Consider the following 24,535-nt stretch of genomic DNA (forward strand, 5'->3'; position numbering starts at 1 on the left):
ATGCGGCAGGATCGTGGGGTGACCGAACACCCCAGCGCCGTCGTTCCCGAGCAGCTTTTCGCCGATCCGCGGGCGGAGGCTCGGTGGAGGAGCCGCTTCACCGCACCGCGCACCTCGCTGCCCGAGTGGGCCGAGGACGCGCCGGACCGCTGCCTCTACGTCTCCAACTCCTCGGGGACCTGGGAGCTGTACGCCTGGGATCGCAGCACCGACACGCACCGGCAGGTCACCGACCGGCCCAACGGTACGCACCGGGGCACGCTGAGCCCGGACGGCGAGCAGATCTGGTGGTTCGCCGACACCGACGGCGACGAGTTCGGCAGCTGGGTGATCGAGCCGTTCGCCGGGCTGCCGGTGGACGCGGCGGCCGAGCCCGCGCTGCCTACCACGCATGCGGGTTATCCGGCGGGACTCGCGGTCGGGCGCAAGCTCATCGCGCTGGGCGCCTCCACCGATGACGGCACGACGATCTGGACGGCGCCGCTGGGCGCGCCCGCCTCCGTGATCTACCGCAACGAGCACGACGCCGGGGTTGGCGCGCTGTCCCGGGACGAGCACTTGCTGGCGATCTCCCACTCCGAGCACGGCGACAACCGGCACCCGGCGATCAGGGTGCTGCGGGTGGCCGACGGCTCGATGGTCGGCGAGCGCTGGGACGGGGCGGGCAAGGGTCTCGACGCGCTGGAGTTCAGCCCGGTCACCGGGGACGCGCGGCTGCTTGTCGCGCATGAGCGGCACGGCAAGGAGGAACTGCTGATCTGGGATCTCGCCACCGACGGCGAGACGGAGCTCAGCTTCGACCTGCCTGGCGAGTTCACCGCCGACTGGTACCCCGACGGCAGCGCACTGCTGGTGCTGCACACCTACCAGGCCAGGACCACCCTGCACCGCTACGACATCGCCACCGGCGAGCTGACCACTTTGGACACTCCCGGCGGTTCGGTGGGATCTGCCACGGTGCGCCCGGACGGCACCATCGAGTACAGCTGGTCATCGGCGGAGCAGGCCGGCGTGGTGCGGGCGCTGTACACCGACGGCACCGATCAGGTGCTGCTGGAGCCGAAGGGCCAACTCGCGCCGCCGTCGGTGCCGGTGGTCGACGCGTTCATCCCCACCGACTACGGGCGGGTGCACGCGCTGGTCTCCCGGCCCGAGGACGCGCCGGATGGGCCGCTGCCGACCGTGTTCAGCCTGCACGGCGGTCCGCACGCGGCCAACGAGGACCGCTTCTCCGCCTACCGCGCGGCCTGGCTGGACGCCGGGTTCGCCGTGGTGCACGTCAACTACCGCGGCTCCACCGGCTACGGCTCGGCGTGGCGGGACGCCATCGAGGGGCGCCCTGGGCTGACCGAACTGGAGGACGTCGCCGCCGTGCACGACTGGGCGGTGGACAGCGGCCTCGCCGATCCTCGGCGGTGCGTTGTCGAGGGCGCGTCCTGGGGTGGCTACCTCTGCCTGCTGGCCATCGGCACCCAGCCCGAGCGCTGGGCGGCGGGCGTGGCCGGGGTTCCGGTCGCGGACTACCTGGCGGCGTACGAGGACGAGATGGAGCCGCTGCGGGCCTTCGACCGGGCGTTGTTCGGCGGCTCGCCGGAACAGGTGCCGGACCGGTACCGCGAGTGCTCGCCGCTGACCTACGTGGACCAGGTGCGGGCCCCGGTGCTGATCGTGGCGGGCGAGAACGACCCCCGCTGCCCGATCCGGCAGATCGACAACTACCTCAACCGGCTGGCCGAGCGGGGCTCCCGTTACGAGGTCTACCGCTACGACGCGGGCCACGGCTCCCTGGTGATCGCGGAGACCCTCCGCCAGACCTCGGTGGAGGTCGGCTTCGCCCGCCGAATGCTCGACCTGGCCTGATCGCGAGAATCCCGGCATCCGCCGCAGCGGAGTCGGTCGAAGCCCGGTCGATGACGGCCCCGTGGGCTACGGGGCCGCCGCCGACCGTGGAAGGTCGTCAGCCCTCGATGAGCTGGGCCGCGAACATCCAGCGATGCTCCTCCAGCTTCCGGGTGATGTCGATGAACAGGTCCTGGGTCACCGGGTCGGACTTCTCGGTGGCCTCGACGCGGTCGCGCATCCGCTTCACGAGGGTGTCCAGGCAGCCGACGACCAGCTTCACCACCTCGTGGTCCACCTGCTGACCGGTAGGGAATTCGGGCAGGCCGGACGAGCCCGCGACGGTGGCGGCACGGCCGTCGGGCGACAAGCCAAGGGCGGCGGCGCGCTCGGCGACCTCGTCGGAGAAGGCGCGAGCGGTGTCCACGACCTCATCCAGGTGCAGGTGCAGGTCGCGGAAGTGGCGGCCCACCACGTTCCAGTGCGCCTGCTTGCCGACCAGCGACAGGTCGATCAGGTCGGCCAGCGCCTCCTGCAGGACGGCCCCAACCGCCTTCTGCTCCGCCTTGCCGAGCGGACTGGTGATCTTGCTCTTGTTCAGTGTGGTGGTCACGACAGCTCCCAAGTATCTGGAACAGTTCCAGATTAGGGCTACCCGAAATCGGTCCGGGCTCACCCGCTGATGAGCTGTTTCACACCTTCGACAACGCGAAATCGACGACCTGGTGGCCGATCGCACGGAGGGTGGCCTCGACCTTCTCGTCGCTGCACCCGCCCTCGGCGTCCAGCCGGACCTCGCCGGTGTTCAGCGCCCCACCCAGGGGCGTCGGCCAGCCGCGCAGCGCGTGCACGATGGACCGCAGCGAGTTCAGCGTGGTGACCGCGGCCTGCCAGCCCTGGGCGGTGGCCACGCAGCCCACGGCCCTGCCGTCCAGGTAGGGCCGCTCGTCCTCGCGGAGGTCCTCCACATAGTCGAGCGCGTTTTTGACCAGGCCGGACACCGTTCCGTGGTAGCCGGGCGAGACCAGCACGACGCCGTCGGCCGTGCGCAGCGCCTCGACCATCCTGACCGCGGCCTCCGGGCGCTGCGGCAGCGCCGGATCGTAGAACGGCAGCACCAGGTCGGCGCCGGTGAACGCCACCACCTTCGCGCCCGCCTCCCGCGCACCGTCCAGTGCGAGGTGCAGGGCGCGCTCGGTCTGCGAACCCGAGCGGAGTGAGCCGCCGATACCGACCACGGTGACCGTCATGCCTTCGATCCTCGCATTGCCGGTACGCGGGGTCAGCCCGCACGCCAGGATGGGCATCGGATGATTTTGACCACCCCACGGCTACCTACTCGCAGGTAACATCAGCTTCGGCACGGGCAACGGGAGCACGGAGGGCGCGATGGCGAACGTACTGGAGCGGATCCCGCCGAACTGGCTGGCAACGGGCGCCAAGTTGCTACTCGACCTGCCGAGGCCCGTGCTTCGGCTGATCGCGGGGAAGCCGATCCGCGTCGACGGCTGCGAGTTGGCGCTGGAAGCCCAGGTCATGCTGCGGATGCAAAAACTGGTCGGCGCGGGGATCTCCGGCAACGACCCCGAGGAGGCCCGCAAGCGACTGCGTCAGACCGACGCGTTGATCAGCGGCCCCAGGATCGAGCCGGTGGCGGCCCGTGAGCTTTTCGTACCCACCGACGAGGGCACCGTGCCCGCGCGGCTCTACACCCCGGAGGGATTGGCCACGCCGTCGCCGCTGCTGGTCTTCTACCACGGTGGCGGGTTCATGCTCGGAGACCTGAACACCCATGACAACCTGTGTCGGTTCCTGGCCAAGCACGCCGAGGTACGCGTGCTGTCAGTGGACTACCGGCTGGCGCCCGAGTGCCCATTCCCCGGCGGCGCGACCGATGCCTTCGCCGCGTTCCGGTACGCGGTCAGCCATGCCGACGAGTTGGGTGCCGATCCGAGCCGGATCGCGCTGGGCGGCGACAGCGCGGGCGGCAACCTGTCTGCGGTCACCGCCATCCAGGCCGTCAAGGCAGGCGGACCGAAGCCCGCGTTCCTGCTGTTGTTCTACCCGGCCACCGATGCCACCACGACCTATCGCTCGCAGGAGCTGTTCGCGGACGGCTTCTTCCTCACCAACACCGAGATCGACTGGTTCACCGACAACTACTGCCCGAAGGTCGAGCAGCGGGCCGACGAGCTTGTGTCGCCGCTGCTGGCCAAGGACCTGACGGGGTTGCCGCCCACGTTCCTGGCCACCGGCGGCTTCGATCCGCTGCGCGATGAGGGCGAGGCCTTCGCCAAGCGGCTGGCCGAGGCGGGCGTGCCGGTGGTGCTGCGCCGGTATGAGGACCTCTTCCACGGCTTCGCGAATGTGCTCGGCGCCGGGCGGCGCTGCCGGGAGGCGGTGTTCGAGGCCGTCGGCGCGCTGCGCACCGGCCTGGCGCTGCGGGTGGCCCAGACCGCGAGCGGCAACGGTGACGCACCGGCCAAGCGGACAAGCCGGGCCCGCAAACCCGCGGCTGCCAGGACGGCTCAGCCCGACGCGGTGCCGGCGAAGACCGCGCCCGCGGTGAAGAGCCCCGCAAAGACCGAGCCCCGGACATCCACCGCGGCAAAGCCCACGACGCAGGCGAAGCCCACGCGCGGCGCAGCAACCACCAAGAACGCGGCAGCGAAACCCTCGACGCAGGCCGCTCGGACCCCGGCGAAGCCCGCGTCCGGATCAGCAACGTCCGCCAAGAAGGCCCCCGCCGCCAAGAGCGCGGCGGCGTCCGAACCCAAGGACACGGCGGCCAAAGGCGCCCCGCAAAAGGCGGTGCCGAAGCCGGAGTTCAAGGCGCCGAAAGCAGATCCCGCGGGCTGACAACAGCATTCGAGGGGCGCCGGGAGGCGCTGGTGGCCGCTGGGGGTCGGCTGCCGCGCCTGCCCGGCTGGGAAGCGGGTGTGGGATACCCGCGGGTCCTTACTCGCCCGCTACCGGAGTGGCCCGGGCGACGCGCTCGGCCGTGACCGAACCATGGCCGCCGGGCGCGAACGTCGCCGCGACGCGGTCGCCCCGGTCCTCCTCGCGCCACTGGGTGCCGCCGTCCGCACCGGCAGAGGACTGACAGTCCGAGCACAGCCCCCAGAACACGACCTCGGCCTCGTCGATGGTGAACCCGGCGGTGTCGGTGGGTTCCAGACACGGCGCCGAGCCGTGCACGCAGTCGACGTCCTCGGTCTTCTCGCACCGCCTGCACACCAGGTGGTGGTGGTTGTCGCCGGTGCGGGTCTCGAAGCGGGCCGGGTGGCCCGCGGGTTCGATGCGCCGCAACAGCCCGGTCTCCGTGCAGGCCCGCAGCACGTCGTACACGGCCTGCGTGGACACCGAGCCGAGGCGGGTCCGGACGCCTGCGGCGATCTCATCAGCGGTCGCGTGCGGGTGTCCGGCCAGCCAGTCGAGCACGGCCAGCCGGGGCGCGGTCACCCGGAGACCGACCGAGCGAAGCTGCCGCTGGTGCCCGGTCGGTTCGGGTGTCGTGGTGGGAGTCATGGCTTATCCAGAACAGCACGCTTATTGGAATGAGTCAAGAAAACCATCGACTTGGGTATAACTCGTTCGGATGATCAGTGAGCCTGCCGAAAATGACATGCCTCAACAGGCCGAAACCCGGAAGATGGTCAGGGTGGCCCTCGATCGCTATCGCCAAGTCCTGGCAATACCCGGTGTTCGATCGTTGATGCTGATGGCCATCCTGGCCAGGGTGCCGTACACGGCGGCGGGCATCACGCTCACCTTGCACGTGGTGATCGGCCTCGACCACGGATACGCCGCGGCGGGCTTGGTCGGCGCGGCATCCATGCTCGGCGGCGCATTCGGAGCGACGCTGATCGGCAGGCTCTTCGACCACTGGGGACTGCGCAAGACCCTGATCCTGTGCGGGACCGCCCAGTTGGTGTTCTGGTCCTCGGCAGCGCAGTTGCCGTACGAGGTGCTGCTGCCTGCGGCGTTGTTCAACGGCCTGCTGAACGTGCCCGCGTTCTCGGTGGTCCGCCAGTCGCTGGCCGCGCTGGTGCCGACCGAACAGCGCAGGACCGCCTACTCGATGGACGCCATCTCGGTCGAGATCGCCTTCATCATCGGCCCCGCCGTCGGTGTCGCGCTGGCGACCGGCGTGTCCACCACCGCCGCCACGCTGGCCGTCGGCGCCGGGCTGGTGGGGTCGGCGACCCTGCTGTACCTGATGAACCCGGCGCTGAAGACCGAGGAGGAGAAGAGCCAGGCCAAGCCGCCGCGCCGGGAGTGGCTGACCGGCAGCCTGGTGCTGGTGCTCTTCTGCACCATGGCCTCGGTGGTGGTGATGGCGGGCACCGAGTTGGCGCTGATCGCGAGCCTCGAGCGGTCCGGACAGGTCGGCTGGACCGGGTTGGTGCTCGGCACGTGGTGCGTTGCCTCCGCGCTGGGCGGCCTGATCCACGGTGCGCTGCACCGCTCACTCGCGCTGGTGCCGCTCACCGTCCTGCTGGGACTGCTTGCCGCGCCGGTCGGCATGGTCGGCCCGCTGTGGTGGGCGCTGGCGCTGGCCATCATCCCGGTGGGGCTCATCACCGCACCCGCCATGGCCGCCTCCGGCGAGCGGATCAACCAGTTGGCGCCCGCGAGCGTGCGCGGCGTCGTCAACGGCCTGCACGGCACTTCGGTGACACTCGGGCTGGCCATGGGCACGCCGCTGGTGGGCCTGGTCGTCGACCACGCGCCAAGGCAGTGGAGCTTCGTCGCCGCGCCCGTCGCGGGCGTGGCGATCATCGGCCTCGGCTACCTGGTGCGGTACCTGATGCCCGCTCAACCCGCCGCGGTCGGGTCGGGCCGCCCGTCGGACCCGATGGGCCAGAAGGGGTTGTACGCGACCTCCCAGGAGTGACCGTCCGGGTCGGCGAACGCGCCGGTATACCCGCCCCACACGGCCTTCTCTGCCGGGTGGGTCACGGTGCCGCCCGCGCGGGCGGCGAGTTCCAGCGCCTCGTCCACCTGCTGCTCGGTCTCGACGTTGACCGCGAGCAGCGCGCCGCGGAAGCCGTCCACCTTCGCCGCGGGCAGGCCGGCCAGGTCGGCCAGCGCGGCGGCGGGGTAGAGCGCGAGCCAGGCGCCGGAGGTGCGGAACACCCGCATGCCGTCCTCGGCGGCGACCACCACCTCCCAGCCGAGGTCGCGGTAGAACTTCTCCGACCTGGCCACCTCGGACACCCCGATGGTGACCAGCCCGACGCACGCGCGCAGTGTCATGAGCTGCCTTTCGACGGAACCCCGCTGTCGCCCATCTCTATCAGCCACCCCTGACACCTGCCGTCCGCAGGAGCGTTGGCGACCCGGAAGCTCCGCTATGTGGGGGCTGCTGGTGGTTGAAGCTCCCTAGCGACCCGCGAAGCCGCTGAGCTGGTCGGCCGCGTGGTAGGCCGCGCGGACGACCTCGCGGGCCTGGCGGGCGTGCTCGGCCATCGTAGGGTCGGGGTGCACGGTGCCGTGGGTGGAGATCAGCTCGGCCGCGTCGCGAACGGAGTCGAAGGCGCCGAGGGCGCGCCAGCCCAGCAAGGCCGCGCCGAGACCGGAGCCTTCGGTGTCCTCGGCCAGTTCCAGCGGGGTGTCCAGCGCGGCCGCGATCACCTTGGCCCACACCTCGGACCGGAAGGTGCCGCCGGTGGCGCGCACGGTGTCAACTCCGGTACCGGTGTCCAGCACCGCGTCCCAGACCAGGGCAAGCTGGTTGGCCACGCCCTCCACCATGGCGCGCACGAGGTGCGGCCTGCCGTGTTGACGGCGCAGCCCGACCAGCAGCCCGGTCGGACGCGGGTCCCACCACGGCGCCCGCTCCCCGATCAGATAGGGCAGCGCCAGCAGACCGTCAGCGCCCGGCGGCACCCCGTCGGCCTCCGCCAGCAGATCTCCGATGTCGGCGTCGTCGAAAAGGTCCGACAGCCACTGGGCCACCAACCCGCCGTTGCTGATCGCGCCGCCGAGCACCCACAGGCCGTCGGCCAGCGCGTAGCAGAACAGCCTGCCGTCACCGTCGACGCCGGGCCGGTCCCGCACCACCCGCAGCGCGCCGCTGGTGCCCAGCGAGAGCGCGGCCATACCGGGCAGCACCGCGCCGACACCCAGGTTGGCGGCCGGTCCGTCCCCGAGGCCCGCCACCACGGGCAGGCCGGTCGGCAGCCCGGTGTCCTCGGCGGTCAGCGACAGGACCTCGGTGGACGCCACCAGTTCCGGTAGCTGACCGGCGTTGATGCGGGCGTGCTCCAGCGCGGCGCCGCACCAGTCCAGCGTGGCGGAGTCCAGCAGGCCGGTCCCGGAGGCGAAGGAGTGGTCCATGACGAGCCTGCCGGTCAGCTTGGCCAGCACCCAGTCCTTCAAGCCGCACCAGCGGCGGACCTCGGCGACGGTGTCCGGCTCGTGCTCGGCGAACCACATCAGCTTGGTCAGCGGGGAGAACGAGTGCACCGGAACCCCGGTCGCCTCGTGCAGCTTCGCCGACTCGTCGCTCGCCCGCAGCCGGGCGGCTATCTCGGCGGCCCGGGTGTCGGCCCAGCTCACCGAGGGGGTGAGCGGTGAACCGTCGGCGGCGAGGCCCATCAGCGTGTGCATGCCGCCGGTCAGTGAGATTCCGGCGACCTGGTGGCCGCGTTCCTCGCATTCCCGCACGGCCGAGCGCAGCGCGCCCAGCGCCGCGTCGAGCACCTTGGCCGGGTCCTGGGTGGCCCGGTCCTGATCCTGGCCCTCCAGCGGATAGCCCTGCTCGGTGGCGAAGGAGACCTCCGCGTCACGGGTCGCCGCGACCACCTTGGTCGCGGTCGTTCCCAGGTCCAGCCCCAATATCACGTCGCCGTCGGCCATACCCCGAACGCTACAGACATGCGAAGGGCCCTTCCGCCCCCACAGGCCGGGCGGAAGGGCCCTCGCATCACCAGCAGTGAAATCGCCTGCCGATCAGCTCCACTCCCTGGCGATCCGCTCTGCGATCTCGTAAGTGTTCAACGCCGCACCCTTGCGAAGGTTGTCGCCGCAGACGAAGAAATCCAACGTGTTGGGAAAGTCCAGCGCCTGGCGGATGCGTCCGACGTAGGTCGGGTCGTTGCCGACCACATCGGCGGGCGTCGGGAACTGCTTGTTCGCCGGGTCGTCGACCAGCACGATCGAGGGCTGCGCGTCGAAGATCTTGCGGGCCTGCTCGACGGTGACCTCGCGGTCGAAGGTGGCGTGCACGGCCAGCGAGTGGGTAGTCACCACCGGCACCCGCACACAGGTCGCGGACACCTTCAGCCCCGGGATGCCCAGGATCTTGCGGGACTCGTTGCGGACCTTGAGCTCCTCGGAGGTCCAGCCATCGTCCTTCAGCGAACCGCACCACGGCACCGCGTTGAGCACCAGCGGAGCACCGAACGGCGAATCCGCGATGGACAGCCCGGCCTCCTCCAGCGCCGCGCGGACATCGCCCGCCTTCGCGCCAAGCTCCTTGCCCGCCACCGCGGCGACCTCGGCGTAGAGCCGGTCGATCGCGGCCTGGCCGCCGCCGGAAGCCGCCTGGTAGGAGGCGACCACCAACTCGCGCAGGCCGTACTCGGCGTGCAGCGCACCCAGCGCCGCCATCATCGACAGCGTGGTGCAGTTGGGGTTGGCGATGATGCCGCGCGGCCGGTTGCCGATCTGGTCGGCGTTGCACTCGGGCACCACCAGCGGCACGTCGGCGTCCATCCGGAACGCGCCGGAGTTGTCCACCGCCACCGCGCCGCGCTCCGCGGCGACCGGCGCCCACTGCGCGGAGACCTCGTCGGGCACGTCGAACATCGCGACGTCGACCCCGTCGAACACCTCGGGCGCGAGCGCCTGAACGGTGATCTCCTGGCCGCGCACGGTGATCTTCTTGCCCGCCGAGCGCGGCGAGGCGATCAGCCGCACCTCGCCCCACGGCCACTGCTGCCTGCCGTTGAGGATGTCGATCATCATGGTGCCGACGGCACCGGTGGCGCCCACCAGCGCCAGGGTTGGCTTGGTCATCCCGCTCACCGTCCAGTACCGGCGTAGACGACGGCTTCCTCGTCGCCGCCGAGATCGAATGCGTCGTGCAGGGCGCGTACCGCCTCGTCAAGCTGGGTGTCGCGGCAGAGCACCGAGATGCGGATCTCCGAGGTCGAGATGAGCTCGATGTTCACCCCCGCCTTGGCCAGCGCCTCGCAGAAGGTCGCGGTGACCCCGGGGTGCGAGCGCATGCCCGCGCCGACCAGCGAGACCTTGCCGACGTGGTCGTCGTAGAGCACCTGCTCGAAACCGACCTCGGGACGAGCCGCCTCCAGCGCCTTGACCGCGGTGTGGCCGAGGTCCTTGGGCAGCGTGAAGGTGATGTCGGTGCGGCCGCTCACGGCGTGCGAGACGTTCTGCACCACCATGTCGATGTCGATCTCGGAGTCGGCGATGACCCGGAAGATTCTCGCCGCGACGCCCGGGTGGTCGGGCACACCGACCACGGTGACCTTTGCCTCCGACCGGTCATGTGCGACACCGGTGATCATGGCCTGTTCCACTGCGAGGTCCTCCACGGATCCGGACACGATCGTGCCGGGCTTGTTGGTGTACGACGAACGGACGTGCACGGGCACGTTGTATCTGCGGGCGTATTCCACGCACCGCAGCATCAGCACCTTCGCGCCGCTGGCCGCCATCTCCAGCATCTCCTCGTTGGTGATGCGGTCCAGCCTGCGGGCGTTGGGCACGATGCGCGGGTCGGCTGTGAACACGCCGTCGACGTCGGTGTAGATCTCGCAGACGTCGGCGCCCAAGGCCGCGGCCAGCGCGACCGCGGTGGTGTCCGAGCCGCCGCGGCCCAGCGTGGTGATGTCCTTGGTGTCCTGGCTGACGCCCTGGAAGCCTGCGACCAGCACGATCGAGCCCTCGTCCAGCGCGGTGCGGACCCGGCCGGGGGTGACGTCGATGATGCGGGCCTTGCCGTGCACCGACGTGGTGATCACGCCCGCCTGGGAACCGGAGAAGGACCGCGCCTTGGCGCCGAGGCTGTGGATCGCCATCGCGACCAGCGCGTTGGAGATGCGCTCACCGGCGGTGAGGAGCATGTCCAGTTCGCGCTGAGGCGGGGTCGGCGCCACCTGCTTGGCGAGGTCGAGCAGCTCATCGGTGGTATCGCCCATCGCCGAGCAGACCACAACGACGTCGTTGCCCGCCTTCCGGGTGGCGACGATGCGCTCCGCGACCCTTTTGATGCGATCGGCGCTCTCCAGAGAGGATCCACCGTATTTTTGGACCACGAGCGCCACGTGCTTCAAACCTCCTCGCACCGGCGGTTTTCCACGCGCCGGCGCCTATCGTCGATGCCGGGTCGGTGATGAGCACACTAGCTGACATCTGGTATGCAACTCGCTAAGAATTTGATGCATCTAGCCTGTGAGATCGGACCCCCGGCCAGGCGTGGAGGCGTGTGTGTCACTGACCGAGGCAGCGGACCCCACCCCGGCCCCGCCTGCCCAAATTCAGGCCTCTGAGCAGGTAAAACAGCTCAATTCCTGGTGGGACCGACCGATCAACGCACTGCGTGAGCCGGGGCCTGGCCTCAACCGATCCAGACTGTGGCCGATCCTGGCCCCCGGTGTGGTGTATCTCGCGGTTCGGGCCGTCGGTTTTCTCCTACTCGAATGGATGGCCGGGAGAAACAACGTTCGGGTCGGGTCGGCATTGACCGCCTGGGACGGCCAGTGGTATCTGCATATCGCCGCCTTGGGCTACGAGAAGGTGCCGAGCACGCTGGTCGACGCCTTCGGCAGACGCGGCCCGGAAACCCCGCTGGCGTTCTTTCCCGCCTATCCGACGCTGATCGACTGGGTGTCCTGGCTGCCCGGCGTCGGCCTGATCTCCGGGGCGCTCGCGGTCAGCGCGGTCTCCGGCATCGTCGCCGCCTACGGCATGGCCAGGCTGGGCACCGGCCTTGCGGTCCGCGGCCTGCTCCCCGGCATCAGCCCCGAGCGGGCTGAGCCGATGGGCCTGGCGCTGGTGGCCCTGTTCGCCGCGTCCCCAATGGCGATCGTGTTGATCATGGCCTACTCGGAGGCGCTGTTCTGCGCCTTCGCCGTGTGGGCGTTGGTCGGCCTGCTGGAGCGGCGCTGGCTGCTGGCGGGCACCTGCTGCCTGCTGGCGGGCCTGGTCCGCCCGACGGCGGGCGCGCTGGTACTCGCGGTCGGACTGGCCGCCGTAGTGGCGATCGTGCAGCGCAAAGACGCCTGGCGCCCGTGGGCGGGTGCCCTGCTGGCACCGCTGGGCCTGCTCGGCTACCTCGGCTACGTCGGCTGGCGCACCGGCAGCGCGGACGGCTGGTTCGCCCTCCAGCGGCGGGGCTGGGACTCCCGCTTCGACGGCGGCGCCGCGACCTGGAGGTTCAGCATGGACATCCTCGCCAACGGCCGCTCGGTGCTGGAGACGGCGACGGTGGGCTTCCTCATCGGCGCGCTGGTGCTGCTCGTGGTGGGCATCCGCATGCGCGTGTACTGGCCGCTGCTCGTCTACGCGGCGGGTGTCCTGATCATGGACGTGGGCTCCAACGGCCTGATGAACTCCAAAGCCCGACTGCTGCTGCCCGCGTTCACCCTGCTGCTACCGCTCGCGGTGATCCTCGTCCGGCAGCGCCGCACGGCCGCCATCACCGCGTTGGCGGGCATCACCCTGTTCAGCGCCTGGTTCGGCGCGCATTCCATCGCAGCCTGGCAATACGCGATCTAGGGGTAGACATGGACGTGAAGAAGACCGACGCGAGCGCGCCGCTGCACCCGCTGATCGAGGCGAGGTGGAGCCCGCGGGCCTTCGACGCCGAGTACGAACTCACCGAGCCGCAGCTTCGGGCGCTGCTGGAGGCGGCGCGCTGGGCGCCATCCTCGGGCAACCTTCAGCCCGCGCGCTACTTCGTCGGCCTGCGCGGCGACGAGACGTTCAAGCGGATCTTCGACATCCTGGCGCCCGGCAACCAGACCTGGACCCCTGCGGCGAGCGCCCTGCTGCTCGGGGTCGGCGTCACCGCCGACGAGACGGGCCGCTCGATCTCGCACAGCGAGTACGCCGTCGGTCTGGGCATGGCGCAACTGTCCCTCCAGGCCATCGCCGGGGGCCTGGACGTCCATCAGATGGCGGGCTTCGACGCCGACGCCGCAGCCCGGGTGTTCGACCTGCCCGACCACGCCTACGCGGTGGTGGCCGCCGCGGTCGGCAAGCGCACCGACCCATCGGTGCTCCCGGAGGACCTGGCCTCCCGCGAGATCGCCCCCCGCAAACGCAAGCCGCTGTCAGAGGTCTTCCTCGCAGGCACCTGGGGAAACCCGGCGCTGTAGTCAGGCCATCGGAGCCTGCGGAGGCAGGTAGGGCGGCGGAGGCGGCAAAGGTGCGGGAGCCTGCCGCGGGATCAGGGCGGCAGCGAAGAGGACCGCGCTCGACAGGAACAGCATCGCGGCGGTGATCGCCCTGGGCACCAGCACCATCGAGCACTTGACCGCCCCCGCTTCGGTCACGTGCTCAGCATTCGGCGCCCAAGCCCGTCCGCAGCTCACCTCGGAGGAGCTGAAGAGCCCGGACACGTGGATGCTCACCTCACCGAACCCGGCGATCATCGCGAGCAGCAACAACACGCCGCCAATAACTGGGACAAGGACCCGTTGGGGCGTCATGGACGCGGAGACGACAGGTATCGGCTCGGACAAGGATGGCTCCCTCGATCGTCATTCGGCCGCAGTTGATCAGCATACGAATCGAACGATCTTCGGGAAGGCCTTGCGGCAGAACCGGGGTCGGACTCAGCCCGTCAGCCCAGTTTGCGGATGAGCTTGGCGATGAGGCTGCCGAGGATGAGCCAGAAGAGGGCGGCGAGGCCGTAGTTGATCAGTACCCGGAGCTTCGGGTCCTCGGGGGTGAAGAGGTCGCCGAAGTAGAGGACCAGGGAGTCGGCCCACTCCCTGATCTGCTGGGTGATCACGTTCGACGGGTTGGCGTCGCCGATGACTAGCACGACATAGGCGGCCAGGATCAGGCCGAAGATCGTGCCGATCCAGCGGACGACGCTTGCGATCCAGCCCACTACGCGCGCGCGAGCCACTCGGCCTCCGGCGGTCTTGCGGAGCTGGTGCTGTGCCATGGTTCGAGTGTGGCACGCGCACCAGCCCGCTGACTACTGACGGGTAACTTCGTTAGGTACGCGCTATCCGGCGTATCAGGTAGACCAGCCCGGCCCCGATGCCGAGCCAGGCCAGCGCCGCGAGACCGTCGTTGAACAGGACCCGCAGTTTGAGGCTGTCGGGGGTGAACAGATTGCGAAAGCCCAGCGAGACAGCGCCGGAGAATTCGCGAATGAACTCCGCCACGGCGTTGGCGGGGTTGGCTTCGCCCAGGGTCAGCACGATGTGCGCGGCGAGCACCACCGCGAACAGACCCGTGAAGAAGCGGATGAGCGTGCACACGATTCGCACCCCGCGCCCGCGGTCGGCAACGGGCCGGGCAGCGGTCTGCCGGACGGGAGTGGCCGGGATGGGCGGCTCCGCCGCGTCCATCCGCCTGGTCTCGTCCGGACCGGGCTCATAACCTCTCATGGACATCGAGTGTCCCGGCTCACACGATCTTGTGCATGTCGATCACGTCCGCCAGACGAGTCGCGCGATCAGGCCGGTCACGACGAGCCAGAAGACCGCCGCCAGGCCGAAATTGAGGATGACCTGCAACGCCGGCGTGGTTGTGGTGAACAGGTTGTAGAACCACAGCGCGAAGATGTTGGCCCACTCCGCGACGAACCTGACCAGCGCATTGGCCGGGTTGGCGCCCGCAAGGGCGAAGATGATGTGCGCGACGAGGATCACCGCGATCAGCGCACCAAATCCCCTGATGATCGATGCCGCAGTACTGCGGCCCCCGCGACCTCTCCAAGCAGCCATAGGCGAAGTGTGACAGTGCACTCACTCGATCGCATGACAAGATTCGCTAATGCACGCGTCGACCGGGGGAACCTGGTCGCGGGCCGCGATTCTCACTCTTCGGGACATTGTTTCCATTCGGTGACGCGACCGGATAGCCTCCCCGACGTGGCGTGTGTCCTCCTGCTTCCTCGCCGCGACGGGGTCTGAAAAGACCGGCGTCCCGTCGCGGGGATCAGGGCTGCATTCATGGCCCGCCGGTCGTTCCCGACCAGGCCGAGCAGGAGCCAACCCTTCATGAACACGTCAGATTCCTTCGTATCCGGCTCTCGCGGTGTACGCACGCCCGCGAGACCGGCACCCGAGGGCCAGCCGGGCTGGAACACCCAGCGCGGGTCCTCGATGCCCCACCACCGCTACCGCGCCTTTTCCGATGAGGTCGAGCACATAGCACTGCCCGACCGCACCTGGCCGGAGAAGCGGATCACCACCGCCCCGCAGTGGTGCGCGGTGGACCTCCGCGACGGCAACCAGGCGCTGATCGACCCGATGTCCCCGGGCCGCAAACGCCGGATGTTCGACCTGCTGGTGCGGATGGGCTACAAGGAGATCGAGGTCGGCTTCCCTGCCGCCAGCCAGACCGACTTCGACTTCGTCCGCGAGATCATCGAGGACGAGGCGATCCCGGCGGACGTCTCCATCCAGGTGCTGACCCAGGCGCGGCAGGAGCTGATCGAGCGCACCTTCGAGTCGCTGCGCGGCGTCCCGCGCGCGATCGTGCACCTCTACAACTCCACCTCGATCCTGCAACGGCGGGTGGTGTTCAACAGCGACCGCGCGGGCATCCGCCGGATCGCCACCACCGGCGCGCAGATCGTGGCCGACCAGGCCGCGCTGTACCCGGGCACCGAGTTCCGCTTCGAGTACTCGCCGGAGTCCTACACCGGAACCGAACTGGGGTACGCGGTCGAGGTGTGCAACGCGGTCACCGAGATCTGGCAGCCGACGCCGCAGCGGCCCGCCATCGTGAACCTGCCCGCCACCGTCGAGATGGCCACCCCGAACGTCTACGCGGACTCGATCGAGTGGATGCACCGGAACCTGGACCGCCGCGACTCGGTGGTGCTGAGCCTGCACCCGCACAACGACCGCGGCACCGCGGTGGCCGCCGCCGAACTGGGCTACGCAGCGGGCGCGGACCGGATCGAGGGCTGCCTGTTCGGCAACGGCGAGCGCACCGGCAACGTCTGCCTGGTCACCCTGGGGCTCAACCTGTTCAGCCAGGGCATCGACCCGCAGGTGGACTTCTCCGATATCGACGAGATCCGCCGCACCGTGGAGTACTGCAACCAGCTTCCGGTGAACGAGCGGCACCCCTATGGCGGCGACCTGGTCTACACCGCGTTCTCGGGCAGCCACCAGGACGCGATCAACAAGGGCTTCGACGCGCTCAAGCAGTCCGCCGACGAGGCGGGTGTGGACGTGGACGACCACGTGTGGGAAGTGCCGTACCTGCCGATCGACCCGAAGGACGTCGGCCGCACCTACGAGGCGGTCATCCGGGTCAACTCGCAGTCCGGCAAGGGCGGCGTCGCCTATGTGATGAAGACCGAGTACCACCTGAACCTGCCGCGGCGGCTGCAGATCGACTTCTCGCAGGTCGTCCAGGAGGTCACCGACACCCACGGCGGTGAGATCAGCCCGAAGGAGATCTGGGAGGCCTTCAGCACCGAGTACCTCGACCCGTCCAGCCCGATCCAGCTGGTGCGGCACCGGATCTCCGACGACGGCGGCGGCCACGACGAGATCGCGGCGACGGTGCTGGTGGACGGCGAGGAACACGATGTGCAGGGCACCGGCAACGGCCCGATCGCGGCGTTCGTCGACGCGCTGGCCACGGTGGGCTTCGACGTTCGGGTGCTGGACTACGCCGAGCACGCGTTGAGCTCCGGTGACGACGCCAAGGCCGCCGCCTATGTGGAGTGCGCGGTGGGCGATCGGGTGCTATGGGGAGTTGGGATGGACGGGTCCATCGTCACAGCTTCACTACGCGCAGTGATCTCTGCGATCAACCGTGTGAACCGGTGACTCCATCCGTGGATGGCTTGCCTCGCAACGGGATAACCACTCACTGTCAGTGATCATTTTGGAATGACGCTGGGGCCTGGCGTGATCCGGCCGGGGCGCCGCACTGTCGACGGCGCCCCCGGCCGGAACTCGCTGGGGGCGCCGTCCATCAGGGACTTTCGGTGAAACGACGAATGCCTTGGGTTGTATGCGTGGTCGCGATATTTGACGTTGGCGCTAAGGCGACATCTTCACACTGCGTGACAAATGACTTTCAAGCCATGTCGAAAATGCCGTTCTTCGCAGCGGCCAGAAATACGTTCCAGCCGAGTAGATGGAAGGCCAACATACCCGCTGACGGGTTCTTGGAATCACGGACCGCGACGATATCGCGCACAGCGGCAATCTCCACGCAACTGCCGTTGGGACCGCTGCGGAGGCTCTTTCTCCATACCACAGCAGCACGGTCCAATGTGAACACAGCACTCCCCTTTGTCGGATGACTGCTACATCTCCTTGGCAAGCGCAGCTATTAACCGAGCGCTATCGGTCTTACTCAGGGCTGCTGCTCGCAAGTGGTCGAACGCGATCGTATACGAGCGCACTTCGTTCTCTCGCTCGACGTACAGATCCCCCGCCAAACCCTCGACATACACGACGTCGGGGTCGATGGGATCTGTAAACTCCACGATCTCGAAAGCACCGACCATGCCCAGGTGAGCACCGACGGAGAAGGGGATGACCTGTACAGTCACCTGCGGCATTACGGACATATCGGCTAACGCCTGGAGTTGTTCGCGCATGACTTCGCGGCCGCCCACTTGCCTGCGGAGCACCGCCTCGTCCAATATTGCCCAAAGCCGCAAGGGATTATCACCGGTGAGCACGTCCTGTCGCTTAATGCGCACGGCCACGCGCCGTTCTATCTCCTCGGGAGTAATCTCGATGGACGCATCTCGTATGACAGCTCGTGCGTAACTCTCAGTTTGCAACAAACCGGGCACGAAGAGCGACTGGTACGTGCGAATCGAGGTGGCTTCGGTCTCCATACCGATGAGCACGGAGTACTCGGCGGGCAGCACGTCGCGGTATGCCGCCCACCAACCCTTCTGCTTCGACTCGCGCAGCAGCGTGAGAAGCGCCTCGGTCTCGGCAGGCGTCGCACCGTATAGCTCGACCATGGCCCGAACTTCCAGAATTCGGAAAGGTCCGCGCCCGCTTTCAATGCGAGAAATTTTCGGCTGAGAGCAGTCCAGGTACTCGGCGACCTGCTCGGCCGTCAAACGAGCAGCCTCCCGCAGGCGCCGAAGCTCGAACCCCAGTCGACGCGCCCGAACCGTCGGGCTCTGCTGTGCGTTCATGGTCATACCTTCTTCAAGTCAGCCCGATCGCCGGTACCCCCAAGCGGCGCAGGTACACCCACGCCGTCCCTCTTGGCCTAGATCCTGCTGCATCCACTCCACACTGTGGGCAGCACGGGCACTTATGGACCCGTTTGCCCGATAGAGATAGTGAATATTCACGTCGTACCGTGGATCGACCGCACACGAGACGATTGGGCTGTGAGATCTGATGGCCACAGGCGAGGACCAGTTCCAATGGTGGGTGCCGTGCGCGGACGCCGCCGGGCGTGACCACGACATCGTGGTCACGGCCGACGACGGCCGCGTGGCGTTGGCCTTCCCACCAGGCATGGATCTGACCATGCTCAGTCCGGAAGACGCGGATCACCTGGCCATTGTGCTGCTGGAGGCAGCAGACCTGTCCGGGACGGGTCTGCTGCGCAGCGAACAACTGGTGGCTAGCGATCCAGGACCTCGGTGAGCGAGGCAGGCCCGGCCAGCGAGTCCTGCAGCGCGGTGCCCGGCATCAGGCCGTCCGACACCATCTCGGCCCGCACCTCGTGCGGGCTGATCCGACCGTCCCTGATGTCCTCGGCGTAGTGGCAGGCCACCCGGTGCCCGACCCCGATCTGCCGCAGCGGCGGCCGTTCGGTGTCGCAGCGCTCGGGCTGCTTCCACGGGCAGCGCGTGTGAAAGCGGCAGCCCTGCGGGGGTGCCGCGGGTGAGGGCAGGTCGCCCGCGAGCAGGATGCGCTCGCGCCGGTCCTCCACCTGCGGGTCGGGCACCGGCACCGCGGAGAGCAGCGCCTTGGTGTACGGGTGCAGCGGCTCGACGTAAAGCTCGTCGGAGGACGCCTCCTCCACGATGCCGCCGAGGTACATCACCCCGATCCGGTCCGAGATGTGCCGCACCACCGCGAGGTCGTGCGCGATCACCAGATAGGTCAGGCCGAACTCGCCCTGGAGGTCCTCCAGCAGGTTGATCACCTGCGCCTGCACGGACACGTCCAGCGCGGACACCGGCTCGTCGGCGACGATCAGGTCCGGCCGCACCGACAGCGCCCGCGCGATGCCGATCCGCTGCCGCTGACCGCCGGAGAACTCGTGCGGGTACTTCCGCAGCGAGTTGCCGGGCAGCCCGACCGCCGACAGAAGCTCGCGCAGCCGGGTGCCGGTCGCGGTGCGGCCCTCGTCGAGATCGTGCGCCCGGATGCCCTCCACCAGAATGGACTCCACCGACTGACGAGGGTCCAGGCTGGACAGCGGGTCCTGGAACACCATCTGCATCCGCCGCCGCATCCGGCGCAGGTTCTCCCCGTGCAGCGTGGACAGGTCGGTGCCGTCGAAGACCACCCGGCCGCCGGTGGGCTCGGTGAGCCGCAGCAGCCCGCGGCCCAGCGTCGACTTCCCGCAGCCGGACTCGCCGACGAGGCCGTAGGTCTCACCGCGGCGGATCTGCAAGTCCACCCCGTCGACCGCGTAGACGTAGCCGACCGTGCGGTCCAGCACGATGCCCCGCTTGATCGGGAAGTGCACCTCGAGGTCGTCCACCTCGACCAGGAAGTCCTCGGCGACCGGTGCCGGCGTCACCGCGCTCTCGGTGGCGTTCACGACGAAACCCCCTCGCTGACCTTGCTCGGCTCGCCGACCGGGTTGTGGCACCGCAGCAGCCGTCCGTTGTCCCGCTCCATCACCGGCGTCTCCCGGACGCACACCTCCAGCGCGTTCGGGCAGCGCGGCGCGAAGGCGCAGCCCGTCTCCCAGGGGATGTTGTCCGACACCGAGCCCGTGATGGGCCGCAGCCGCTCCCCTCGGGGCGCGTCCAGCCGCGGGATCGAGGCCAGCAGGCCGTGTGTATAGGGATGCCGCGGCCTGGCGAACAGGTCGTGCCGGTCGGCCCGTTCCACCACCCTGCCGCCGTAGAGCACGTTCACCTCGTCGCAGAGCCCCGCCACCACACCGAGATCGTGCGTGATCATGATCAGCGCGGTGTCGGTGTCAGCGACCAGTTCGGACAGCAGCGCCAGGATCTGCGCCTGGATGGTCACGTCCAGCGCCGTGGTCGGCTCGTCGGCGATGAGCAGCCGCGGACGGCAGGCCAGCGCCATCGCGATCAGCGCACGCTGCCGCATGCCGCCGGAAAGCTGGTGCGGGTATTCGGTGAGCCGCCGCTTCGGGTCGGGGATGCCGACTCGTTGCAGCAGGTCCCCCGCCTCGGTCATGGCCTCCTTGCGGAGCATGCCGCGGTGCCGTTCCAGCACCTCGCTGACCTGCAATCCGATCGGCACCACGGGGTTCAGCGAGGACAGCGGGTCCTGGAACACCATGCCGAGGTCCTTGCCCCGCCGGTCCCGCATCTGGCCGGGCGAGAGGCTGAGCAGTTCGGTGCCGTCGAAGCGCACCGAGCCGGAGACCCGCACCCCGCGCGGCCGCAGCAGTCCCATGATGGCCAGCGAGGTCACCGACTTGCCGCAGCCGGATTCGCCGACCAGTCCGACCGTCTGGCCGGGTGCCACATCGAAGCTCACCGCGTCGACGGCCGTGAACGGCTCCTCGCCCTTGCGCTGGAAGACGACGGTGAGATCACGTACTTCGAGAAGTGCCATTGCCCTCACCGCCGATTCTTCGGGTCGAGTGCCTCGCGCAGCGACTCGCCCATGAGCGTGAAGCCCAGGGCCACCACGATGATCCCGCCCGCGGGCCAGAACGCCAGTTGCGGATGGCTGTCGATGACGATCTGCGCGCTGCCCAGCATCTGGCCCCACTCCGGAATCCGGTCGTCGGGGTTGCCAAGGCCGAGGAACGACAGGCCGGCCGCCTCGATGATCGCCACCGCGAGCACCAGCGTGGACTGCACGATCACCGGTCCGAGCGCGTTGGGCAGCATGTGCCGGAAGACGATGGCGCGCTGTTTGACACCGAGTGCCCGCGCGGCGAGCACGTGGTCGCTGGCCCGCTGCGCGAGCATCGAGCCACGCAGCAGCCGCGCGAAGATCGGCACCTGAACGATCGCCACCGCGATGATCACCGTGTAGAGGCTGGGCCGCGGGAACAGCGCCGCGATCGACACCGCGAGCAGCAGGCCGGGGATGGACAGCATCACGTCGACCAGCCGCATCACCACGGTGTCGACCCAGCCGCCCAACGCACCGGCCAGGGTGCCGAGCACCAGCCCGCCCGCCAGGCCGATCAGGGTGGCCAGCACGCCGACGATCAGCGTCTGCTGGGTGCCCACGATCATCCTGGACAGCAGGTCCCGGCCGAGTTGGTCGCCGCCGAGCGGGTGGCCCGGCTGCGGTTGCGGGATCTCGTTGCGCGCCTTGGACACCTGGTCGATCAGCATCGTGTCGGCGGGGTCGTACGGCGACAGCCAGGGCGCCAGCAGTGCGACCAGCACGAACAGGCAGGTGATGGCGGCGCCGGTGAGGAAGACCGGGTTGCGGCGCAGCCGCCGCCACGCCGATGCGGCGAGGCTGACGCCCTCCTCGCCCGAGGATTCGGCGAGCGAATCCAGCTTGTCCTTGTCAGTGTGCAGAACCATGGCTCCCCCTCACCCCGCCCGGACCCGTGGGTCGATCAACGCATACGACAGGTCGACCACCAGGTTGATCACCACGTAGACCACCGCGGCGCACAGGATCAGCAGTTGCAGCAGCGGATAGTCGCGTCTCTCGAAGGACAGCGCGAGCGCCTGGCCCAGTCCGGGGAACGCGAAGACCTTCTCGGTGAGCACCGCACCGGCCAGCAAAGCACCGGTTTGCAGGCCGATGGTGGTCACGACCGGCAGCATCGCGTTGCGCAGCACGTGCCTGCGCCGGATGACCGGAGTGGAGAGCCCCTTCGACTCCGCGGTGCGCACGTAGTCCTCGTCGAGCACGTCCAGCACCGCGGCCCTGGTGATGCGGAAGATCACCGCGAACGGGATGGTGGCCAGCGCGAGCGCGGGCAGGATGAGGTGCAGGAACGCATCCCACGCGGCATCCCATTCCTGGGTCAGCAGGCCGTCGAGCACGAAGAAGCCGGTGATCCTGGTGGCGTCCAGACCGGGCGTCTGGCGGCCCTCCGTGAACAGCAGCCCCATGTTGATCGCGACCACGTGCTTGAGCACGAAGGCGAGGAAGAAGACCGGCACCGCGACGCCGATCAGCGACCCGGCGATGCCCAGGTTGTCGAACCAACTGCCCTGCTTGCGGGCGGCGAGGTAGCCCAGCGGAATCGCCAGGGCCACCGCGATGACGATGGCGAAGAAGCTCAGTTCCAGTGTGGCGGGGAAGCGTTCCAGGAAGATGTCGATGGCGGTGTCCCCGGGCTGTACCCCGGTGGAGACGCCGAAGTCCCCCGTCGCGGCGCGACCGAGGAACTTCCAGAACTGGATCAGGATCGGCTGGTCCAGTCCGAGCTCGGCGGCTAGCTGCGCCCTCGTCTGCGGAGTCGCGCGTTCGCCCAGGAGGGCCGAGACCGGCCCTCCTGGAAGCGAACGCAGCCAGGCGAAGATGAGAAACGCCAGGACAGCGACTACCACGACGAGTTGGAGCAGCCGCCGCACCATGTAGCGAAGCACGGCAGATACCTCTCGTCACCCGGTCAGCTGGTAAAGCCGACCCGGGCGAACCTTTCGTCCGTCAGCGGGCTGGGGGTCAGGCCGGTGACGTTCTTGGTCACCACGATCGCGGGCGGCGAGTGGGACACCGGGATCGCGGGCAGGTACTCCTCCACGATCTTCTGGTTGACGTCCTTGTACAGCTGCTCGCGCTTGCCGGCGTCCGGCTCGGCGTCGGCGGCCTGGAGTGCCTTCACCAGCTCCTCGCCCCACGGCGATGCCTGGGTCCAGAGCCGGTTGTTGGTGGTGCCGAAGAACGCCGAGAGGAAGTTGTCCGGCGTGCCGTAGTCGCCGGTCCAACCGAGGAAGAACAGGTCGGCCTTGGCCTCGTCCACCTCGTCGAGGTAACCGCCGTTCCAGGGCTTGGTCACCGGCTCCAGCTTCACACCGACGGCCTCGAGGTTGCGGGAGATCGCGCCGAAGAGGTCACGCGGGTTGGGCATGTAGGGCCTGCTGACCTCGCTCGGCCAGTAGAACTTGAGCGTCAGCCCGGTCGCGCCCGCCTCGGCCAGCAGCTGCTTGGCCTTCTCCGGGTCGTAGGCGATCGGCTTCAGATCGGAGTTGTAGCCCTTGAGGGTGTCCGGGTGGAACTGGGTCGCGACCTTCGCGCCCTCCGGAAGCTGGCTCTTGACGATCTCTTCCTTGTTGATCGCGTGCGCCAGCGCCTGGCGGACCTTCACATCGCGCAGCTTCTCGTTGTTCTTCTGCGTGATGCCGACGTAGAAGATGTTGAACGCGGGCCGGACCTCGAGCTTGTAGTCGTTCTTCAGCTGGGCCCAGTCGGCCGGGCTCGGGAAGTCGTAGCCCTGCACCGAACCGGACTGCAACGCCTGCTTGCGCGCGGTCTCGTCCGGGATGATGCGGAAGATCAGCTTGTCCAGCTTGGTCTTCTCGCCCCAGTAGGTGTCGTTGCGCACCAGCTCGACGGTGCCGTTGGCCTTGTCGTACTTGCTGAACTTGAACGGCCCGGTGCCGGTGGGGTGGTCGTTGCTGTAGGCGGGGTAGACGAAGGAGTCACCCTGCGCCTGCACATTGCTGGCCTGGTACTTCTCCATCGCGGTCGGGCTTTGCATGGAGAACGAGGGCAGCGCGAGGATGTCGGGGAACTTGCTGGTGGAGCGGGTCAGCTTGACGACCGCGGTCCGCCCGTCCTTCGCGGTGCAGGACTCGTACAGCGACGGCGTGCTGGTGCCCTTGAAGCCGCCGAAGTTGTCCTGGTAGTAGGTGGTCACCGAGGGGCTGGCCGCGGCGCCGGTCTGGGTGTGCCAGCGGTCGAAGTTCTTGCAGGCGGCCTCGGCGTTGAAGGGCGTGTCGTCGATGAACTTCACGTTCTCCCGCAACGTGAAGGTCCACTCCTTGCCGTCCGGCGTTGGCTCCCACTTCTCGGCCAGCGCGGGCTCGACCTCGGCCGTGCCCGGTTTGAAGGCGACGAGGCCCTCGAAGATCTGTCGCGTCACCCGGAATGTCTCGCCGTCCGTTGCGTAGAACGGGTCGAACACCTCCGGCGCGCCCGCGGCGGCGAAGGTGAAGGTGCCCCCCTGTTTGGCACCCTGCTCACCGCGCTGGGATTCGGCGCAGGCCGACATGCTGACCGCCAACGCCGCCGCGAGACCCAATGGTGCGATCCGGCGCACCACAGCTCGGGAACGAAGCATGGAATTACCCCTCGATGTGTGTCTGAGATCTCCTGGTCGTGATGGCCGACACTAACTCGAGGATGACGCTGTCCGAACGGTTCTCAGGTCACGATCCGGCCACGCGAAGGGGTGA

At 68.7% G+C, this 24,535-nt stretch carries 24 protein-coding genes and 1 pseudogene; 7 read left to right on the forward strand and 18 right to left on the reverse strand.

The features are described from left to right. A complete protein-coding gene (locus tag ACU6XJ_RS09370) occupies positions 1 to 1,860 on the forward strand; it encodes a S9 family peptidase (RefSeq protein ID WP_476308618.1) in 1,860 nt (619 codons plus the stop codon). Positions 1,861 to 1,957: 97 nt separating this feature from the next. Here ACU6XJ_RS09370 and ACU6XJ_RS09375 read toward each other — a convergent pair whose 3' ends face one another. Beyond that, positions 1,958 to 2,440 (reverse strand): Dps family protein, encoded by a 483-nt coding sequence (locus ACU6XJ_RS09375; protein WP_476313885.1) that lies wholly within the window; start codon positions 2,438 to 2,440, stop codon positions 1,958 to 1,960. A gap of 91 nt (positions 2,441 to 2,531) precedes the next feature. Then, entirely contained in the window at positions 2,532 to 3,089 is a 558-nt protein-coding gene (locus ACU6XJ_RS09380) for an NADPH-dependent FMN reductase (protein WP_476313886.1), read from the reverse strand. Between the two features lie 139 nt (positions 3,090 to 3,228). Here ACU6XJ_RS09380 and ACU6XJ_RS09385 point away from each other — a divergent pair. After that, positions 3,229 to 4,278 (forward strand): annotated as a pseudogene (locus ACU6XJ_RS09385) (alpha/beta hydrolase); the annotation flags it as partial. Positions 4,279 to 4,797: 519 nt separating this feature from the next. Here the strand turns inward: ACU6XJ_RS09385 and ACU6XJ_RS09390 are convergent. Next, the gene (locus tag ACU6XJ_RS09390) at positions 4,798 to 5,367 is read right to left on the reverse strand and encodes a Fur family transcriptional regulator (protein ID WP_476308621.1); all 570 of its coding nucleotides are present in this window, start codon (positions 5,365 to 5,367) and stop codon (positions 4,798 to 4,800) included. Between the two features lie 187 nt (positions 5,368 to 5,554). Between ACU6XJ_RS09390 and ACU6XJ_RS09395 the strand changes: the two genes are divergently transcribed. Beyond that, positions 5,555 to 6,736 (forward strand): MFS transporter, encoded by a 1,182-nt coding sequence (locus ACU6XJ_RS09395; protein ID WP_476308624.1) that lies wholly within the window; start codon positions 5,555 to 5,557, stop codon positions 6,734 to 6,736. Here the strand turns inward: ACU6XJ_RS09395 and ACU6XJ_RS09400 are convergent. The 4 genes from ACU6XJ_RS09400 to ACU6XJ_RS09415 form a co-directional block, all read right to left on the reverse strand. Further along, positions 6,658 to 7,098: a VOC family protein gene (locus ACU6XJ_RS09400; protein ID WP_476308627.1), complete on the reverse strand. Its 441-nt coding sequence runs from the start codon at positions 7,096 to 7,098 to the stop codon at positions 6,658 to 6,660. The genes ACU6XJ_RS09395 and ACU6XJ_RS09400 overlap by 79 nt on opposite strands. A 126-nt stretch (positions 7,099 to 7,224) precedes the next feature. Further along, positions 7,225 to 8,703: a gluconokinase gene (locus tag ACU6XJ_RS09405; protein ID WP_476308630.1), complete on the reverse strand. Its 1,479-nt coding sequence runs from the start codon at positions 8,701 to 8,703 to the stop codon at positions 7,225 to 7,227. Between the two features lie 93 nt (positions 8,704 to 8,796). Then, entirely contained in the window at positions 8,797 to 9,864 is a 1,068-nt protein-coding gene (locus ACU6XJ_RS09410) for an aspartate-semialdehyde dehydrogenase (protein WP_476308632.1), read from the reverse strand. 5 nt (positions 9,865 to 9,869) lie between these two features. Next, the gene (locus tag ACU6XJ_RS09415) at positions 9,870 to 11,135 is read right to left on the reverse strand and encodes an aspartate kinase (RefSeq protein WP_476308634.1); all 1,266 of its coding nucleotides are present in this window, start codon (positions 11,133 to 11,135) and stop codon (positions 9,870 to 9,872) included. Positions 11,136 to 11,514: 379 nt separating this feature from the next. Here ACU6XJ_RS09415 and ACU6XJ_RS09420 point away from each other — a divergent pair, with 379 nt between their 5' ends. Together ACU6XJ_RS09420 and ACU6XJ_RS09425 are read left to right on the forward strand one after the other, a co-directional pair. Next, positions 11,515 to 12,588 carry a hypothetical protein gene (locus ACU6XJ_RS09420; protein WP_476308637.1) on the forward strand — a complete coding sequence of 358 codons (1,074 nt, stop codon included), beginning with the start codon at positions 11,515 to 11,517 and terminating at the stop codon, positions 12,586 to 12,588. Positions 12,589 to 12,596: 8 nt separating this feature from the next. Beyond that, entirely contained in the window at positions 12,597 to 13,190 is a 594-nt protein-coding gene (locus ACU6XJ_RS09425) for a nitroreductase family protein (protein WP_476308639.1), read from the forward strand. Here the strand turns inward: ACU6XJ_RS09425 and ACU6XJ_RS09430 are convergent, their stop codons facing one another. From ACU6XJ_RS09430 to ACU6XJ_RS09445, 4 genes are all read right to left on the reverse strand, one after another. Continuing rightward, the gene (locus tag ACU6XJ_RS09430; protein ID WP_476308641.1) at positions 13,191 to 13,484 is read right to left on the reverse strand and encodes a hypothetical protein; all 294 of its coding nucleotides are present in this window, start codon (positions 13,482 to 13,484) and stop codon (positions 13,191 to 13,193) included. A 173-nt stretch (positions 13,485 to 13,657) separates the two neighbouring features. Next, the gene (locus ACU6XJ_RS09435; protein ID WP_476308644.1) at positions 13,658 to 13,987 is read right to left on the reverse strand and encodes a hypothetical protein; all 330 of its coding nucleotides are present in this window, start codon (positions 13,985 to 13,987) and stop codon (positions 13,658 to 13,660) included. Between the two features lie 52 nt (positions 13,988 to 14,039). Next, positions 14,040 to 14,438, reverse strand: a complete 399-nt coding sequence (locus ACU6XJ_RS09440; RefSeq protein WP_476308646.1) for a hypothetical protein — start codon at positions 14,436 to 14,438, stop codon at positions 14,040 to 14,042. Positions 14,439 to 14,480: 42 nt separating this feature from the next. Further along, a complete protein-coding gene (locus ACU6XJ_RS09445) occupies positions 14,481 to 14,702 on the reverse strand; it encodes a hypothetical protein (RefSeq protein WP_476308648.1) in 222 nt (73 codons plus the stop codon). A 351-nt stretch (positions 14,703 to 15,053) separates the two neighbouring features. On the opposite strand from ACU6XJ_RS09445, the gene leuA reads away from it, so the two are divergent. Beyond that, on the forward strand, positions 15,054 to 16,844 hold the full coding sequence (gene leuA, locus ACU6XJ_RS09450) for a 2-isopropylmalate synthase (RefSeq protein ID WP_476308651.1): 1,791 nt from the start codon (positions 15,054 to 15,056) through the stop codon (positions 16,842 to 16,844). Positions 16,845 to 17,097: 253 nt separating this feature from the next. Here leuA and ACU6XJ_RS09455 read toward each other — a convergent pair whose 3' ends face one another. Both ACU6XJ_RS09455 and ACU6XJ_RS09460 read right to left on the reverse strand, forming a co-directional pair. Then, positions 17,098 to 17,304, reverse strand: a complete 207-nt coding sequence (locus ACU6XJ_RS09455; protein ID WP_476308654.1) for a DUF397 domain-containing protein — start codon at positions 17,302 to 17,304, stop codon at positions 17,098 to 17,100. Between the two features lie 25 nt (positions 17,305 to 17,329). Then, positions 17,330 to 18,184, reverse strand: coding sequence for a helix-turn-helix domain-containing protein (locus ACU6XJ_RS09460; RefSeq protein WP_476308656.1), 855 nt, complete (start codon positions 18,182 to 18,184; stop codon positions 17,330 to 17,332). 211 nt (positions 18,185 to 18,395) lie between these two features. Here ACU6XJ_RS09460 and ACU6XJ_RS09465 point away from each other — a divergent pair, with 211 nt between their 5' ends. After that, complete coding sequence (locus tag ACU6XJ_RS09465) at positions 18,396 to 18,647, forward strand: hypothetical protein (protein ID WP_476308659.1); 252 nt, start codon at positions 18,396 to 18,398, stop codon at positions 18,645 to 18,647. Here the strand turns inward: ACU6XJ_RS09465 and ACU6XJ_RS09470 are convergent. The 5 genes from ACU6XJ_RS09470 to ACU6XJ_RS09490 are packed head-to-tail and all read right to left on the reverse strand — an operon-like array spanning position 18,625 to position 24,420. Beyond that, positions 18,625 to 19,755 carry an ABC transporter ATP-binding protein gene (locus ACU6XJ_RS09470; protein ID WP_476313888.1) on the reverse strand — a complete coding sequence of 377 codons (1,131 nt, stop codon included), beginning with the start codon at positions 19,753 to 19,755 and terminating at the stop codon, positions 18,625 to 18,627. The two genes, ACU6XJ_RS09465 and ACU6XJ_RS09470, sit on opposite strands and share 23 nt — an antisense overlap. A gap of 17 nt (positions 19,756 to 19,772) precedes the next feature. After that, a complete protein-coding gene (locus ACU6XJ_RS09475) occupies positions 19,773 to 20,771 on the reverse strand; it encodes an ABC transporter ATP-binding protein (RefSeq protein ID WP_476308662.1) in 999 nt (332 codons plus the stop codon). Between the two features lie 5 nt (positions 20,772 to 20,776). Then, positions 20,777 to 21,706 carry an ABC transporter permease gene (locus ACU6XJ_RS09480; RefSeq protein ID WP_476308664.1) on the reverse strand — a complete coding sequence of 310 codons (930 nt, stop codon included), beginning with the start codon at positions 21,704 to 21,706 and terminating at the stop codon, positions 20,777 to 20,779. A gap of 9 nt (positions 21,707 to 21,715) precedes the next feature. After that, positions 21,716 to 22,726, reverse strand: coding sequence for an ABC transporter permease (locus ACU6XJ_RS09485; RefSeq protein WP_476308667.1), 1,011 nt, complete (start codon positions 22,724 to 22,726; stop codon positions 21,716 to 21,718). Between the two features lie 23 nt (positions 22,727 to 22,749). Further along, the gene (locus ACU6XJ_RS09490) at positions 22,750 to 24,420 is read right to left on the reverse strand and encodes an ABC transporter substrate-binding protein (protein ID WP_476308670.1); all 1,671 of its coding nucleotides are present in this window, start codon (positions 24,418 to 24,420) and stop codon (positions 22,750 to 22,752) included. Positions 24,421 to 24,535 lie beyond the last annotated feature (115 nt).

Source organism: Actinorectispora metalli, from assembly GCF_056323685.1.